This window comes from Mesorhizobium sp. M7A.F.Ca.US.006.01.1.1 (genome assembly GCF_003997935.1).
In the GTDB taxonomy this organism is placed as follows: Bacteria; Pseudomonadota; Alphaproteobacteria; order Rhizobiales; family Rhizobiaceae; genus Mesorhizobium.
This window is the reverse complement of sequence record NZ_RZQL01000147.1, coordinates 2,928-18,155: the sequence shown is the minus strand read 5'-3', so window position 1 is coordinate 18,155 and position 15,228 is coordinate 2,928. Positions and strand designations below refer to the sequence as shown.

Below are 15,228 nucleotides of genomic sequence, written 5' to 3'. Positions count from 1 at the left end.
CCCCTGCACCGGCACCGGCGGAACCGATGAAGCCGGCCGAACCGGCCAAGCCAGCCGAACCGGCTCCCGCGGCACCTGCTCCGGCAGCGCCAGCACCCGCGGAACCTGCACCGGCGCCCGCACCGGCTCCAGCGCCGGCTCCTGCCGCACCGGCTAACTGATCGGTTCGATATCAAATACGAACGGCCCGCTGAAAAGCGGGCCGTTTTTGTTTTGTCGCTCGTTTGTCGCCTAGATATGAATGGGCTTGAAGAACGTGGCCAGTGCCGCCTCCTTGACTGCTTCCGACATCGTCGGATGCGCATGGCAGGTGCGGGCGAGATCTTCGGACGAGCCGCCGAATTCCATCAGCACCGCCGCCTCGTGGATCATCTCGCCGGCGCCGAAGCCGACAATATGCACGCCGAGCACGCGGTCGCTTTGCTTGTCGGCGAGGATCTTCACAAAACCGTCGGTGTGCAGCATGGCGCGCGCCCGGCCATTGGCGCTGAACGGGAACTTTCCCACCTTGTAGTCGATACCGGCCTTCTTCAACTCTTCCTCGGTCTTGCCGACCGAGGCGATTTCCGGGCTGGTGTAGACGACGCTCGGAATGACGTCATAGTTCACGTGGCCGGCCTGGCCGGCAATGGTTTCCGCTACCGCCACGCCCTCGTCCTCGGCCTTGTGCGCCAGCATCGGCCCGGCGATGACATCGCCGATGGCATAGATGCCGGGGACATTGGTCTTGAGATGACCATCGGTCTTGACCCGGCCGCGCTCGTCGACCTCGACACCAGCTTCCTCGAGCCCGAGACTGTCGGCATAGGCGCGGCGGCCGGTGGCAATCAGCACGGCATCGGCGTCGATCGTCTCGGCGGCGCCGCCCTTGACCGGCTCGAAGGTGACCGCGACACCCTTCTTGGCCTTGGCGACGCCGGTGACCTTGGCGCCGAGCTTGAACTCGAAACCCTGTTTGGACAGCAACCGCTGGAACTGCTTGGAGACCTCGCCGTCCATGCCGCCGAGGATGGTGTCGAGGAATTCGACCACGGTGATCTTGGCGCCGAGCCGCGCCCACACCGAGCCGAGCTCGAGCCCGATGACACCGCCGCCGACCACCACCAGATGGCCGGGAACCTTGTCCAGCGACAGCGCTCCGGTCGACGACACGATCACCTTCTCGTCGATGTCGACCTTGACGCCGGGAATGCCGGCGACAACCGAGCCGGTGGCGATGACGATGTTCCTGGTCTCAATCTCCTCCACCTTGCCGTCCTCGGAGGTGACCGAGACCTTGCCGGCCGCGACCACCTTGCCGGTGCCGCGAAAGCTGTCGATCTTGTTCTTCTTGAACAGGAAGGCGACGCCGTTGACGTTCGACGACACCGTCGCATCCTTGTGCGCCATCATCTTCTTCAGGTTCAATTTCGGCGCTGATATCTCGACGCCGAGCGTGTCGAAGGAGTGGCTGGCCTCCGCGAACATCTCGGAGGCATGGAGCAGGGCCTTGGACGGTATGCAGCCGATGTTCAGGCAGGTGCCGCCGAAGGTCGCGTTCTTCTCGACCACCGCAACCCTGAGCCCGAGCTGCGCCGCCTTGATGGCGCAGACATAGCCGCCCGGTCCCGATCCGATGATAACGACGTCATAAGCCATGATACTGTCCTTCTGTTTGAGCATGATGCCGAAAAGTGTGACGCGGTTTTCGGATAACACCATGCTCGATCTGCTTGAGAGCGCTCAGCGGCCGCCGCTTACATTCAGGATCGCGCCGGTCGTGTAGGACGCGGCGTCGGAGAGAAGATAGAGAACCGCGCCCGCGACTTCATCAGCCTTGCCCGCTCTTTTCATCGGCAGCAGGTCGCGGAACCGCTCCACCCGGTCCGGCTGCCCGCCGGAGGCGTGGATATCCGTGTCGATGATACCCGGCCGCACCGCATTGACGCGGATGCCCTCCAGCGCCACCTCACGGGCGAGCCCGATGGTGAAGGTGTCGATGGCGCCCTTGGAGGCGGCATAATCGACATACTCGCCCGGCGAACCCAATGTCGCTGCCGCCGACGAGATGTTGACTATGGATCCGCCCGATCCGCCATGACGGGTCGACATGCGCTTGACCGCCTCGCGGGCGCAGAGGAACGAGCCGACGACATTGATGCGCATCATGCGCTCCAGCCGCGAAACATCCATCTCGTCGACGCGCGCCTTGACATCGACGATGCCGGCATTGTTGACGAAGGCATCGAGCCGTCCATAGGCGTGGTCGACTGCGCCGAACATAGCCACGATATCGGCCTCGTTGCCGACATCGCCCTTGACGGCAAAAGCCTCGCCACCGGCAGCCTCGATCTCGGCGACCAGTGCCTCGGCGGCATCCTGATTCGAAGCGTAGTTGACCGCTACCCGGTAGCCGGCCTTCGACCCGAACCGGCAGATCGCGGCTCCGATGCCGCGGCTGCCGCCGGTTACCAGCAGCACCTTTTGCGTCCCGCTCATTCCTGGCATCCCTTCAAGGCAAACACATCCCCCGGCACTTTCGAAAATCCGCTGCCACCATAGGCGCTGGATTGGCGCAGCAACGGCCCGAGGTCCGGCAGGATCAGCGTCTTCGGCGCCTCGACCCCTTCGGCCGGCAGCAGTCCGATGTTGCCCTTGTCATCCGACGTGTAGATGACGCCATGCCAGGGCGTGCAGGCGGCAAGCTCCTCGCCGGTGACGTCACCCTCGGGGCATTTGTACATCAGCGCGCCGTTTGGCCGCGACACGCCCTCGTTCCACATGACGATGCCGTTCAGCACCACATTGTTGTCGAGGATCATGCGGAAGCTATTGGTGACGGTCGCCGAGGTGCCTGTCGGCGTGAAATCGATTTCGCTGCCGCTCTGAGTGTCTCCATAGACGGCAAGCTCGATCGGGCAGGCAGCAATTGCTGCCGCCGGGATCATCGCCGTACCGACCGCTATCGATGCGGTCGACAGGCTTTCGGACAAGAAAGAACGGATCGTCACTGCTATCCGCCTTGAACAGCTTGATCGAGGATGAAGACCGTCGAAAGAAAATAATCTATCTCGAATGCAACGTTTTCATTCCTGTCGACCGCAACCGCGTTCACCTCGTATTTGAGGGTCAAGATGCGAGAACTCTCCGCCAGCTCAATGTAAACGTCGCGCTCACGACCGCCGCCGATTGCCCACTTGAATTCGCTCTTATTCAGGAACTGCAATGCCTTGGGCAAGGTATGTATGGCTATGGGCTTTGTGCCTGCAAAGATGACGGGATGTCGGCCCATATCGACGTCCAGATGGCCGTACCAAGTCGCCATCATGCCACCTGGTTGCATTCTTCCGAAGACAGGCTCGACGCGAATCGACCGCAAACGAAAATCGGGGCTGAAGAAGAATTCGCAATTCGTGCCGTATATGCACCAAGCGGATTCGGTGTCCTCGTGGCGATAATGATTGTCCGCCCGCACATCCTCCGGATCGATCAAGCCTCGAACCGTTTCACGGCTGCTTTTGCCGAGTTCAATCGGGCCCGCCCGGCCTGTCGTAACAAGCTCAACAAAGTCGATTGGCTCAGCTGGCTCAGCCACCGCACCAACCCTAGAGATCAAGCACCAGCCGTTCCGGATCCTCCAGGCTTTCCTTGACGCGGACCAGGAAGGTCACCGCTTCCTTGCCGTCGACGATGCGGTGATCGTAGCTCAGCGCCAGATACATCATCGGCCGGATCACGATCTGGCCGCCGACCACCACCGGCCGATCCTGGATCTTGTGCATGCCCAGAATGCCCGACTGCGGCGCGTTGAGGATCGGCGTCGACATCAGCGACCCGTAAACGCCACCGTTGGAAATCGTAAACGTGCCGCCCTGCATGTCGGCGACCGACAGCTTGCCGTCGCGCGCGGCGATGCCCAGCCGGCCGATGTCCTTCTCGATCTCGGCGATCGACATCTGGTCGGCATTGCGTACCACCGGCACAACCAGGCCCTTCTCGGTGCCGACGGCGACGCCGATATGGGCATAATTCTTGAAGATGATGTCGGTGGCGTCGATCTCGGCGTTGACCGAGGGGATTTCCTTCAGCGCATGCGTAACGGCCTTGGTGAAGAAGCCCATGAAACCGAGCTTCACGCCGTGCTTCTTTTCGAACACGTCCTTGTATTTGGTGCGCAGCGCCATCACCGCTGACATGTCGACCTCGTTGAAGGTGGTCAGCATGGCGGCGGTCGACTGCGCTTCCTTGAGGCGGCGCGCGATGGTCTGGCGCAGCTTGGTCATGCGCACGCGCTCCTCGCGCGAAGCGTCGTCGCCCGAGGACGGCGCACGCACTGCAACCGGTGCAGGTGCTGCTTTCGGCGTCTCTGCCGGCTGCGACGGCGCACCCTTGGAGATGGCGTCGAGGACGTCACCTTTCAGCACCTGGCCGCGCTTGCCCGAACCGGAGATCTGGTCGACCGAGAGATTGCTTTCGGCGATCAGTTTCGCCGCGGCCGGTGCCGGCGGCATGGTGCGCGGCTCGACCGGGCCGGCATCGCCGGCGATCTTGGCGGTCTCGGCCGCGGCCTGCTTGCCGGTCGATGCCGCATCCGGCGACGAGGCCTGCGACACCGCTTGCGGCTTGGTCGCTGGTGCAGCGGCCGCGCCACCTGCCGAAATCGAACCGAGCAGCGCGCCGACACCGACCGTCTCACCTTCCTTGACGGTGATCTCACCCAGCGTCCCGGCGGCGGCGGCAGGCACCTCCACCGTCACCTTGTCGGTTTCGAGCTCGACCAGCGGTTCATCGGCGGCGATTGTATCGCCAACCTTCTTGAACCATTTGCCGACGGTCGCTTCAGTGACGGATTCGCCGAGAGTGGGAACGCGGATTTCGGTAGCCATTGTGCCTGTCCGTTTTCTTTCGGTTCTGTTGTTCGCCCAGATCTTCTCTATTCACCAAGCGCGTCTTCGAGCAAGGCGGCGAGCTGGGCGAGATGCTTCGACATCAGTCCGGTCGCCGGCGAGGCGGCGGCCGGACGGCCGGTGTAGCGCACCCGCTGATGCTTGGCGTCGATATGCGCCAGCACCCATTCCAGATACGGGTCGATGAACGACCAGGCGCCCATGTTCTTGGGCTCCTCCTGGCACCAGACCATCTCGGCATTGCGGAACCGCGACAGTTCGGTGATCAGCGCCTTGGCCGGGAACGGGTAAAGCTGCTCGACGCGCAGCAGATAGATGTCGTTGATGCCGCGCTTTTCGCGCTCCTCATAGAGGTCGTAATAGACCTTGCCCGAACACAGCACGACGCGGCGGATCTTGGAATCCTTGACCAGCTTGATCGCTTGTCCGGAAAGCAGCTGCGCATCGTCCCACAGCAACCGGTGGAACGAGCTTTCGCCGGAAATTTCCGGCAGCGTCGACACCGCCCGCTTATGGCGCAGCAGCGACTTCGGCGTCATCAGGATCAGCGGCTTGCGGAAGTCGCGCTTCAGCTGCCGGCGCAATATGTGGAAGTAATTGGCCGGCGTCGTGCAGTTGGCCACTTGCATGTTGTCTTCGGCGCAAAGCTGCAGGAAGCGTTCGAGCCGGGCCGAGGAGTGTTCCGGACCCTGGCCTTCATAGCCATGCGGCAACAGGCACACGAGGCCCGACATTCTGAGCCACTTGCGTTCACCCGAAGAGATGAACTGGTCGAACACCACCTGGGCGCCGTTGGCGAAGTCGCCGAACTGCGCTTCCCACAAGGTCAGCGCCTTGGGCTCGGCCAGGCTGTAGCCATATTCGAAGCCCAGCACCGCCTCTTCCGACAGCATCGAGTTGATGACTTCGTAGCCGGCTTGAGCCGCCGACAGATTGTTGAGCGGGATGTAGCGGGTCTCGTCACGCTGGTCGTAAAGGACCGAATGGCGCTGCGAAAAGGTGCCGCGTTCGGAATCCTGCCCCGACAGGCGGATCGGATTGCCGTCGAGCAGGATGGCGCCGAAGGCCAGCGCCTCGGCCGTCGACCAGTCGATGCCTTCGCCCGACTCGATCGCCTGGCGGCGGTTTTCGAGGAAGCGGATGATCGTCTTGTGCGCCTCGAAATCCTTCGGCACCTCGGTCAGCTTCTTGCCGATTTCCTTCAGCGTCTTGACCGGTACGGCGGTCTTGCCGCGCCGCTGTTCATCCTGGTTGTCGGCGGTGCGCAGGCCCGACCAGGCGCCGTCCAGCCAATCTGCCTTGTTGGGCTTGTAGTGCTGGCCGACCTCCCACTCGGATTCGAGATGCGCCCGCCAGTCGGCCTTGAGCTGGTCGAGCTCAGCCTGGCTGATGTGACCCTCGGCGATAAGCCGGTCGCCGTAGATCTGCACGGTCGTCTTGTGGGTGCGGATGTTGCGGTACATGATCGGCTGGGTGAAGGCCGGCTCGTCGCCCTCATTGTGGCCGAAGCGGCGATAGCAGAACATGTCGACCACAACAGGCTTGAAGAACTTCATGCGGAATTCGATCGCCACCTTGGTGGCGTGCACCACGGCTTCCGGGTCGTCGCCATTGACGTGGAAGATCGGCGCCTCGATCATCTTGGCCACATCCGACGGATAGGGCGACGAGCGCGAGAAGCGCGGATTGGTGGTGAAGCCGATCTGGTTGTTGATGATGAAATGCAGCGTGCCGGCGACGCGGTGGCCGCGCAGGCCGGACAGGCCGAGGATCTCGGCAATCACGCCCTGGCCGGCGAAGGCGGCATCGCCGTGCAGCAACAGCGGCAGCACCTTGGCCCGCTCTTCCAGCGGCACGATCTCCTCGCGGCTGCGGCCGAACAGGTAATCCTGCTTGGCGCGCGCCTTGCCCATCACCACCGGATCGACGATCTCCAGATGCGAAGGGTTGGCGGTCAGGGACAGATGCACCTTGTTGCCGTCGAACTCGCGGTCCGACGAGGCGCCGAGATGATACTTGACGTCGCCCGAACCCTCGACCTCGTCCGGGGCGGCCGAGCCGCCCTTGAACTCGTGGAAGATGGCGCGGTGCGGCTTGGCCATCACCTGGGAGAGCACGTTCAGCCGGCCGCGATGCGCCATGCCGAGCACGATCTCCTTCATGCCGAGTTGGCCGCCGCGCTTGACGATCTGCTCCAGCGCCGGGATCAGCGCTTCACTGCCATCGAGGCCGAAGCGCTTGGTGCCCTTGTATTTGACGTCGATGAACTGCTCGAAGCCTTCGGCCTCGACCAGCTTCTGCAGGATCGCCTTCTTGCCGGTGGCGGTGAATGTGATCTCCTTGTCGGCACCCTCGATGCGGGCCTGGATCCAGGCCTTTTCCTCGGGGTCCGAAATATGCATGAACTCGACGCCGAGCGTCGAGCAATAGGTGCGGGTCAGGATTTCCAGCATCTGCCGGATGCTGCCGAATTCAAGCCCGAGCACATTGTCGAGGAAGATCGGCCGGTCGTAATCGGCTTCGGTGAAGCCGTAGTTTTCCGGTGACAGCTCGTTGTAATCCTCGAGCGGCTTGGCGATGCCGAGCGGATCGAGATTGGCGTGCAGATGGCCGCGCATGCGGTAGGCGCGGATCATCATGATGGCGCGCACCGAATCGCGCGTCGCCTGGTGCACGTCGGCATCGGACAGGACGACGCCGTTGGTGACCGCCTTGTCCTTGACCTTCTTTTCGATCGTCTTCTCGACGATGCCCCAATTGCCGTCGAGCGCCGACACCAGTTCGCCATTGGCCTGCAATGGCCAGGAAGGCTTGGCCCAGGAAGCGCCCTTGGCGTTCCTGCGCACATCGCCGGCATCGTCCTTCAGCCCGGCGAAGAACTCCTGCCATTCGGGATTGACCGAGGCTGGATCGTCCTCATAGGCGGCATAGAGCGCGTCGATATAGTCGGCGTTGCCGCCGTAAAGGAAAGAGGTGAGCGAAAATTGGTCGTTGGCCTGATCTTGTCTTGCCATTTTTGTCCGCGGAGCCCGGCTCCGTCTCCTGTTTGGAGCGAATAGGGAGTAGCGAATAGCGAGTAGGGATTGCCCTGTGGTCGCGCTGCTACTCTGTTTCCCCTATTCGCTATTCACTACTCGCTTTAGCCCTTGATCGCCTCGACCAAGGTCGTGCCCAGCCTTGCCGGCGACGGCGAAACTCTTATCCCGGCCGATTCCATTGCCGCGATCTTGTCCTCGGCGCCGCCTTTGCCGCCGGAGATGACTGCGCCCGCATGACCCATGGTGCGGCCGGCCGGCGCCGTGCGCCCGGCGATGAAGCCGGCCATCGGCTTGCTTCGGCCACGCTTGGCTTCGTCCTTGAGGAACTGCGCGGCGTCTTCCTCGGCCGAACCGCCGATTTCGCCGATCATGATGATCGACTTGGTCTCCTCGTCGGCGAGGAACATCTCGAGCACGTCGATGAACTCGGTGCCTTTGACGGGGTCGCCGCCGATACCGACGGCGGTGGTCTGGCCGAGGCCGACATTGGTGGTCTGGAACACTGCCTCATAGGTAAGCGTTCCCGACCGCGAAACAACGCCGACCGAGCCCTTGCGGAAGATGTTTCCGGGCATGATGCCGATCTTGCATTCGTTGGGCGTCAGCACGCCCGGGCAGTTCGGGCCGATCAGCCGCGACGTCGAGCGGTCGAGCCGCGCCTTGACCCTGATCATGTCCATCACCGGTATGCCTTCGGTGATGCAGATGATCAGCGGGATCTCGGCCTCGATAGCTTCGAGGATGGCCTCGGCGGCACCCGCCGGCGGCACATAGACGACGGACGCGTTGGCGCCGGTCTTTTCCTTGCCCTCGGCGACGGTGGCGAAGATCGGCAGGCTTTCGCCCTTGGCGCCGGTCCACGTCTCGCCACCCTTCTTGGGGTGGATGCCGCCGATCATTTTCGTGCCGTGATAGGCCAGCGCCTGCTCGGTGTGGAACGTGCCGGTCTTGCCGGTCAGGCCCTGCACCAGCACCTTGGTGTTCTTGTCGACGAGGATGGACATTTTTTTGCGACCTGATCAGTGAGTGCGGAAGGGGTTGATAGCGACCACTGAGCCATAAGCCTGCCCGTGGTTGAGGTCTTCGGTGTAAAGTGTCTTGACGCCAAGGCGCTCGGCGGCGGCGATGATTGCGCCATGGACAAGGATGTTCGTGTCGGGGAAGCATTCAGCGATCATAGAGAGCATCCCGATTCCACGTCTTGTCGCCCAGGTCGCCTGCCACCTCGCCAGCAAGCTTCAACAAGGCCAGCCGTGCTTCGTTCTTGGCGTGCCGCTTCGCAGCCACCCTAGCGAAAAACTCTCGTACCATGGCATTGACGGTCGTTCGCTGTTCGACGGCGGCCAGCTTGACCTGCTCCAGAACCTCGTCTTCGACCTCCAGCGTGATGTTCTTCATGTCTCATCTCCCGTGAATGCCACACAACATGTGTAATTGTTCGGCATTCACAAAGCCCCTACAGCCGCTTCAGGTCGGCGACGGTCAGGTCGCTTTTGGCGTTGCCGGTGTTGAGCGTCGTCGCCGGCTCGAACATCAGCACCACCGGCTCCGCGGTCAGCGAACGCGGACGGTGTTCGACGCCGCGCGGCACGACGATGAAATCGCCCTCGCCAAGCTCGACCGGGCCGTCGCGGAAATCGATGGCGATACGCCCGCGCAAAACGAGGAAGGCTTCGTCCTCATTGTCATGCGCATGCCAGTCGAACATTTCGCCGAACTTGGCGACCTTAGCCTGGCTGTCATTGACGTCGCCGGCGATATGCGGATCGAAAACCTTGGTGATGGTCCGATCCGCCGCCTCGACGAGGTTTATCTTGCGCGGAGGCATCCGCTCAGCCCTTCACCGCCGCCACGATCTTCTTGGCTGCATCGTCGAGATCGTCGGCCGACACCACGTTGAGGCCGCTGTCGTTGATGATCTTCTTGCCAAGCTCGGCATTGGTGCCTTCCAGGCGCACCACCAGCGGCACTTCCAGGCCGACTTCCTTGACCGCGGCAATGACGCCCTCGGCAATGATGTCGCACTTCATGATGCCGCCGAAGATGTTGATCAGGATGCCCTTGACCGCCGGATCCCTGGTGATGATCTTGAACGCTGCCGTCACCTTCTCCTTCGAAGCGCCACCGCCGACATCGAGGAAGTTGGCCGGTTCGGCGCCATAGAGCTTGATGATGTCCATCGTCGCCATGGCAAGGCCGGCGCCGTTGACCATGCAGCCGATATTGCCGTCGAGCGCGACATAGGCGAGGTCGTATTTCGACGCCTCGATTTCCTTCTCGTCCTCTTCGGTGGTGTCGCGCAGCTCGAGCACGTCGGGGTGACGGAACAGCGCGTTGTTGTCGAACGACACCTTGGCATCCAGCACACGCAGCCGGCCGTTCTTCATGACGATCAGCGGGTTGACCTCGAGCAGGCTCATATCCTTCTCGACAAAGGCCTTGTAGAGGATCGGGAACAGCGTATCGCCGTCCTTGGCCGCATCGCCGTCGAGCTTGAGCGCGCCGTTGAGCGCCTTCAGGTCGGCTGCGGTGACGCCCTTTTCCGGATCGATGGCGACGGTGATGATCTTTTCGGGCGTGTCATGGGCGACCGCCTCGATGTCCATGCCGCCCTCGGTCGAGACGACGAAGGCGATGCGGCCGACCGAACGGTCGACCAGGATCGACAGATAGAGCTCGCGCTCGATGTCGGCGCCGTCTTCGATATAGAGGCGGTTGACCTGCTTGCCGGCCGGGCCGGTCTGCTTGGTCACCAGCGTGTTGCCCAGCATCTCGTTGGCGTTGGCGACGACATCGGCCACCGATTTCGCCAGCCGCACGCCGCCCTTGGCGTCCGGGCCGAGCTCGGTGAACTTGCCCTTGCCGCGCCCGCCGGCATGGATCTGGCTCTTCACCACATAGAGCGGACCCGGCAGCGCCTTGGCGGCGGCTTCCGCTTCACTCGCCTTGAACACCGGCACGCCTTCAGCCACCGGCGCGCCAAAGCTCTTCAGCAGCGCCTTGCCCTGATACTCATGGATGTTCATCTGGATGGTCTCCGGATCGACTGGGGGTTCACTTATTGGAGATTCATTTGGAGGCGAGTTGCGGCGCGATCTTGACACAGGCCTCGGTCAGGCCCTGCACCGTCGCCACCGAGGAGTCGAACATCTTCTGCTCGCTCTTGTTGAGCTCGATCTCGATGATGCGCTCGACACCGCCGGCGCCGATCACCACGGGAACGCCGACATAGGTGTTCTTGACCCCATACTGGCCGGAGAGATACGCCGCGCAGGGCAGCACGCGCTTCTTGTCCTTGAGATAGGCTTCAGCCATCGAGATCGCCGAAGCAGCCGGCGCGTAGTAGGCCGAACCGGTCTTGAGCAGGCCGACGATCTCGGCGCCGCCGTCGCGGGTGCGCTGCACGATCTGGTCGAGCTTCTCCTTCGAGGTCCAGCCCATCTTGATGAGGTCGGGCAGCGGAATGCCCGATACCGTCGAGTAGCGGATCATCGGCACCATGGAATCGCCGTGGCCGCCGAGCACGAAGGCGGTGACGTCCTCGACCGAGACCTTGAATTCTTCGGCCAGGAAATAACGGAAGCGCGCGCTGTCGAGCACGCCGGCCATGCCGACGACATGGCTATTGGGCAGGCCTGAGAACTTCTGCAGCGCCCAGACCATGGCGTCGAGCGGGTTTGTGATGCAGATGACGAAGGCCTTCGGCGCATACTTCTTCAGCCCGGCGCCGACCTGTTCCATGACCTTGAGGTTGATGCCCAAAAGGTCGTCGCGGCTCATGCCGGGCTTGCGCGGCACGCCGGCGGTGACGATGCAGACGTCGGCGCCCTCGATGCCGGCATAGTCGTTGATGCCGGTGAGCCTGGAGTCGAAGCCATCGACAGGCGACGACTGCGCGATATCGAGCCCCTTGCCCTGCGGGATACCTTCGGCAATATCGAACAGCACCACGTCGCCGAGGTCCTTGAGGCCGATCATGTGAGCGAGCGTGCCGCCGATCATGCCAGAGCCGATAAGCGCTATCTTGTTGCGTGCCATGTGAGGATGTTTTCCCTTTGTCGGTGACGACGTCTCAAATCTCTGGTGACTTGATGGCGGCGTCGAAGAAGAGGCCGGAATGCTGCGGGGAACCGCGAATTTTCGCCGCACCCAATAGCCCCGGCACGGAAAAAATTCAAACGATTATTTTGGCGTCAGTATTTTCAATCGGTTAGATCATTTGGGATTTACGTAAACGTCAAAGTTTGTAAGCCGACTTGGGAAGAAATAACCGATGAAGATGGAAATCGTAAGGCTGGATGCGGGCGATGACGCCCTTGTGATAGCGGTCGTCAAGGATGTGTTCGGCGAGCCGGACAGGCCGGATCGGCTGGCACCACAACAACAGAGCCCTTGACCTTGCTAGCGAGATAGAGGCGCGCGAAGGAACGCTGCAGATCCGATTTCTAGGCCTGCGCCTGCGACGTTTCCGACACCGCTGGCTTCCCTTTCTGCCGCTCCGCCCAATCCTCCAGCCAGTCGCGGCTTTGCATCTCGATCAGCCGCGATGCGGTGCGCTCGAACTCGAAGACTTCCACGCCACGCTTGGCTGCATAAAGCGCTTGCGGCGGGGCTTCGGCGCTCACCACCAGCCGCACATGATGGTCGTAGAGTGTGTCGATCAAAAGGATGAAGCGCTTGGCCTCGTTGCGCTTGCCTTCGCCGAGCACCGGGACGTGGTCGATGAAAATGGTTGAGAAGCGTCCGGCGATCGCCAGGAAATCGCGCGCGCCAAGCGGCTTCTCGCAGAGATCGGCGAAGGAGAACCGCGCCGCATCGCCCGCCGCACGCGGCACGATCACCTGCCGTCCTTTGAGGGCGATCGATGTCTCGGCGGTCGGCGCGCTCCGCGTCATGGCTCGCCAGGCCTCGTCGAGTAGCTGGTCCGCCGCCGCATCGGCTGGCGTCACATAGACCGGTGTCCGGGCGAGCTTTTCCAGCCGGTAGTCCTTGTCGGCATCGAGCGCCAGCACCTGTGTGTGCCGCTCCAGTATGCCGATGAAGGGCAGGAAAAGCTGGCGGTTCAGCCCGTCGCTGTATAGGTTTTCCGGCGCCACATTCGAGGTGGCGAGCAACACCACGCCGCTGGCAAACAGCGCCGAAAACAACCTGGACAGGATCATCGCGTCGGCAATGTCGGTGACCGAGAACTCGTCGAAGCACAGCACCCAGGCTTGCTCGGCAAGGGCTTTGGCCACAGGCGGGATCGGATCGTCTTCCCTGACATCGCCATTCTTGCGCGCCTGCCGGTGCTTCTGGATACGGTCCTGCACGTCGGCCATGAAGTCGTTGAAGTGGACGCGGCGCTTGCGCCGCACCGGCAGCAAGTCGAAGAACATGTCCATCAGCATGGTCTTGCCGCGACCGACGCCGCCATGGATATAGAGGCCTTTGACGGCCTCATGCGTCTCGCGCTTGCGGGCGAACAGCCAGCCCAGCGCGCTCGACTTATGCGCCAGCCGCTTGGCCGAGATCTCATCGGTCAGCCGGTCGAGCGCCGCAACGATCCGTTCCTGCGCCGGATCGCGGTCGATCGTACCGGTTTCCACCAGATGGTCGTAGCGCTGCCTGACGGTCGCATGGGTCTGGAGGCCGTCACGCAGATGCATCGGTCACGTCGTTCTGGAGCAATTCCGGGAACCGGAATTGCGTAAAACAAAAATTATCTCGTAAGTGAAATCGGCTGGCCGTTGGAAGTCTGGCCGTCGAATTTCGAGCCGCCCGAGGAATAGAGCCGCGCCAGCGCACCGCCACTCTCGTCATAGAGCGTCAGCTGCTTGCCGGCGACGTTCCACGACTTGATGCCGTCCATCGGCGCCGGGCAATGCAGCGGACCGGCGCGGAAGCCGGCGCCGAATTTGGTCTGCGGTGTCGCCACCTTGCAGCTCTGGCCCGCAACGCTGGCGTTCCAGACACCGGCGACGCTGGCGGCGGTCACGTCCGAAGCGCCGGCCGGCGCCGAGCCGTCCGAAGGCAGAGCGGCGACCTGCGTGTTCGCGGGAGCGGTCGGGAATTGCGACGGGTCGGTGGTGCCGGGCGATGCCGGCGGCGGCAGTTGGTTCGCCGTCACCTTGCCGGCGGGCGCGGCCTCCAGCGGTGCCGGCTGCTGGTCATCCATCGAAGAAAAACGTGAGGTCGAACAGCCGCTCGCAACAAGCGCCGCCAACGATACGGCCACCAGACCGGTTTTCGAAAAAGTCATTCCAACCTCCGTCGGATCCGGCTGGGGGGAAGCCGTCCGCACAATCTCACCCCCACCAAGATGGAGAAGGTGGCGAAATTTCAACCCGATATGGTTAAAATACAGTTTGCAGCAAGAATTGTTGCAAATTTATCGCAATCGCGACGGCTGACCGCTTGTCGGGCGTCGCCTGGGGGTCCGGCCAACGCAGTGCAGCGCTGACATTCGGCGGCTGAACGCTTGCGCGAGCCGCCTTAGCGCCTATGTCTGGAAAACGAAATCCTGCTGGAGCCGCAAAAATTGGCCGCGAGAAAGACAGCCGCCAATCGCTATTACAGCGGCCCGCCCAGCGACCATTTCGACGGCGCATTGTTCTTCAATCCCGACGGCCAGCCACCCGGCCGTTTCGCCGACCTGCTGAAATGGCAGTTGAATGGCCAGCGTTCGAAATGGCCGGCGACGAACCCAAGCCCCTTTCCGCAGGCAAAGCCGGCGACAAGGGTCGAGGGCGCCGCGCTGGAAGTGACGATGGTTGGTCATTCCACCTTGCTGGTCCAGACGGCCGGTCTGAACATCCTCACCGATCCAGTGTGGTCGCTGCGCGCGTCGCCGCTTTCCTTCGCCGGACCAAAACGCATCAATGCGCCAGGCATCGCCTTTGCCGACCTGCCGCCGATCGACCTCGTGCTGGTCAGCCACAACCATTACGACCATCTCGACCTCGCCACGCTGAAGCGGCTGAAGGCCGGTCACGACCCGCTGGTGCTCACGCCGCTCGGCAACGACGCCATCATCGAAGCTGCCGTGCCCGGCATGCGGCTGTCAGCGCATGACTGGGGCGACAAGATCGAGATCGGCAATGGCGCCGCCGTCCATGTCGAGCCGGTGCATCACTGGTCGGCGCGCGGCGCCCGAGACCGGCGCATGGCGCTGTGGGCCGGCTTCGTCGTCGAAACGCCTGACAGCAAGCTCTATTTCGCCGGCGACACCGGCTTCCACGATGGCATCAACTACCGGCGGATGGCCGATAAACATGGCGGCTTCCGCTTCGCCATCCTGCCGATCGGCGCCTATGAGCCGCGCT

The 15,228-nt window shown here is 62.6% G+C and carries 16 protein-coding genes; 2 read left to right on the top strand and 14 right to left on the bottom strand.

Annotated features, from left to right (window positions below):
* Positions 1-231: 231 nt before the first annotated feature.
* From lpdA to mdh, 12 genes are all read right to left on the bottom strand, one after another.
* Positions 232-1,662, bottom strand: a complete 1,431-nt coding sequence (lpdA, locus tag EN943_RS23545; protein ID WP_127414826.1) for a dihydrolipoyl dehydrogenase — start codon at positions 1,660-1,662, stop codon at positions 232-234.
* A 60-nt stretch (positions 1,663-1,722) separates the two neighbouring features.
* Positions 1,723-2,478 (bottom strand): SDR family oxidoreductase, encoded by a 756-nt coding sequence (locus EN943_RS23540; protein WP_127414825.1) that lies wholly within the window; start codon positions 2,476-2,478, stop codon positions 1,723-1,725.
* Complete coding sequence (locus tag EN943_RS23535) at positions 2,475-2,927, bottom strand: hypothetical protein (protein WP_245475943.1); 453 nt, start codon at positions 2,925-2,927, stop codon at positions 2,475-2,477. The genes EN943_RS23540 and EN943_RS23535 overlap by 4 nt, the downstream gene beginning before the upstream one ends.
* A 65-nt stretch (positions 2,928-2,992) precedes the next feature.
* The gene (locus EN943_RS23530) at positions 2,993-3,574 is read right to left on the bottom strand and encodes a hypothetical protein (protein ID WP_127414823.1); all 582 of its coding nucleotides are present in this window, start codon (positions 3,572-3,574) and stop codon (positions 2,993-2,995) included.
* Between the two features lie 10 nt (positions 3,575-3,584).
* Entirely contained in the window at positions 3,585-4,865 is a 1,281-nt protein-coding gene (gene odhB, locus EN943_RS23525; RefSeq protein WP_127382343.1) for a 2-oxoglutarate dehydrogenase complex dihydrolipoyllysine-residue succinyltransferase, read from the bottom strand.
* A gap of 47 nt (positions 4,866-4,912) precedes the next feature.
* Positions 4,913-7,900, bottom strand: coding sequence for a 2-oxoglutarate dehydrogenase E1 component (locus EN943_RS23520; RefSeq protein ID WP_127414822.1), 2,988 nt, complete (start codon positions 7,898-7,900; stop codon positions 4,913-4,915).
* Positions 7,901-8,025: 125 nt separating this feature from the next.
* Positions 8,026-8,928: a succinate--CoA ligase subunit alpha gene (sucD, locus tag EN943_RS23515; RefSeq protein WP_127414821.1), complete on the bottom strand. Its 903-nt coding sequence runs from the start codon at positions 8,926-8,928 to the stop codon at positions 8,026-8,028.
* Positions 8,929-8,943: 15 nt separating this feature from the next.
* Entirely contained in the window at positions 8,944-9,102 is a 159-nt protein-coding gene (locus EN943_RS23510; protein WP_245475942.1) for a hypothetical protein, read from the bottom strand.
* On the bottom strand, positions 9,092-9,322 hold the full coding sequence (locus EN943_RS23505; RefSeq protein WP_127414820.1) for a hypothetical protein: 231 nt from the start codon (positions 9,320-9,322) through the stop codon (positions 9,092-9,094). Before EN943_RS23505 ends, EN943_RS23510 begins: the two co-directional genes overlap by 11 nt.
* Before the next feature lie 58 nt (positions 9,323-9,380).
* Positions 9,381-9,752 (bottom strand): cupin domain-containing protein, encoded by a 372-nt coding sequence (locus EN943_RS23500; protein WP_023811285.1) that lies wholly within the window; start codon positions 9,750-9,752, stop codon positions 9,381-9,383.
* 4 nt (positions 9,753-9,756) lie between these two features.
* Positions 9,757-10,950: an ADP-forming succinate--CoA ligase subunit beta gene (gene sucC, locus EN943_RS23495; RefSeq protein ID WP_023811286.1), complete on the bottom strand. Its 1,194-nt coding sequence runs from the start codon at positions 10,948-10,950 to the stop codon at positions 9,757-9,759.
* 43 nt (positions 10,951-10,993) lie between these two features.
* Complete coding sequence (gene mdh / locus EN943_RS23490; protein WP_013528846.1) at positions 10,994-11,962, bottom strand: malate dehydrogenase; 969 nt, start codon at positions 11,960-11,962, stop codon at positions 10,994-10,996.
* Positions 11,963-12,197: 235 nt separating this feature from the next.
* Here mdh and EN943_RS38850 point away from each other — a divergent pair, with 235 nt between their 5' ends.
* Positions 12,198-12,320 (top strand): hypothetical protein, encoded by a 123-nt coding sequence (locus EN943_RS38850; RefSeq protein WP_281060857.1) that lies wholly within the window; start codon positions 12,198-12,200, stop codon positions 12,318-12,320.
* A gap of 49 nt (positions 12,321-12,369) precedes the next feature.
* On the opposite strand, the gene zapE is transcribed toward EN943_RS38850, so the two are convergent.
* Complete coding sequence (gene zapE / locus EN943_RS23480; RefSeq protein ID WP_127414819.1) at positions 12,370-13,572, bottom strand: cell division protein ZapE; 1,203 nt, start codon at positions 13,570-13,572, stop codon at positions 12,370-12,372.
* Positions 13,573-13,625: 53 nt separating this feature from the next.
* Entirely contained in the window at positions 13,626-14,165 is a 540-nt protein-coding gene (locus EN943_RS23475; RefSeq protein WP_023811288.1) for a protease inhibitor Inh/omp19 family protein, read from the bottom strand.
* Positions 14,166-14,444: 279 nt separating this feature from the next.
* Between EN943_RS23475 and EN943_RS23470 the strand changes: the two genes are divergently transcribed.
* Positions 14,445-15,228: MBL fold metallo-hydrolase (locus EN943_RS23470; protein WP_245475941.1), on the top strand; the 784-nt coding region annotated here is incomplete at its 3' end.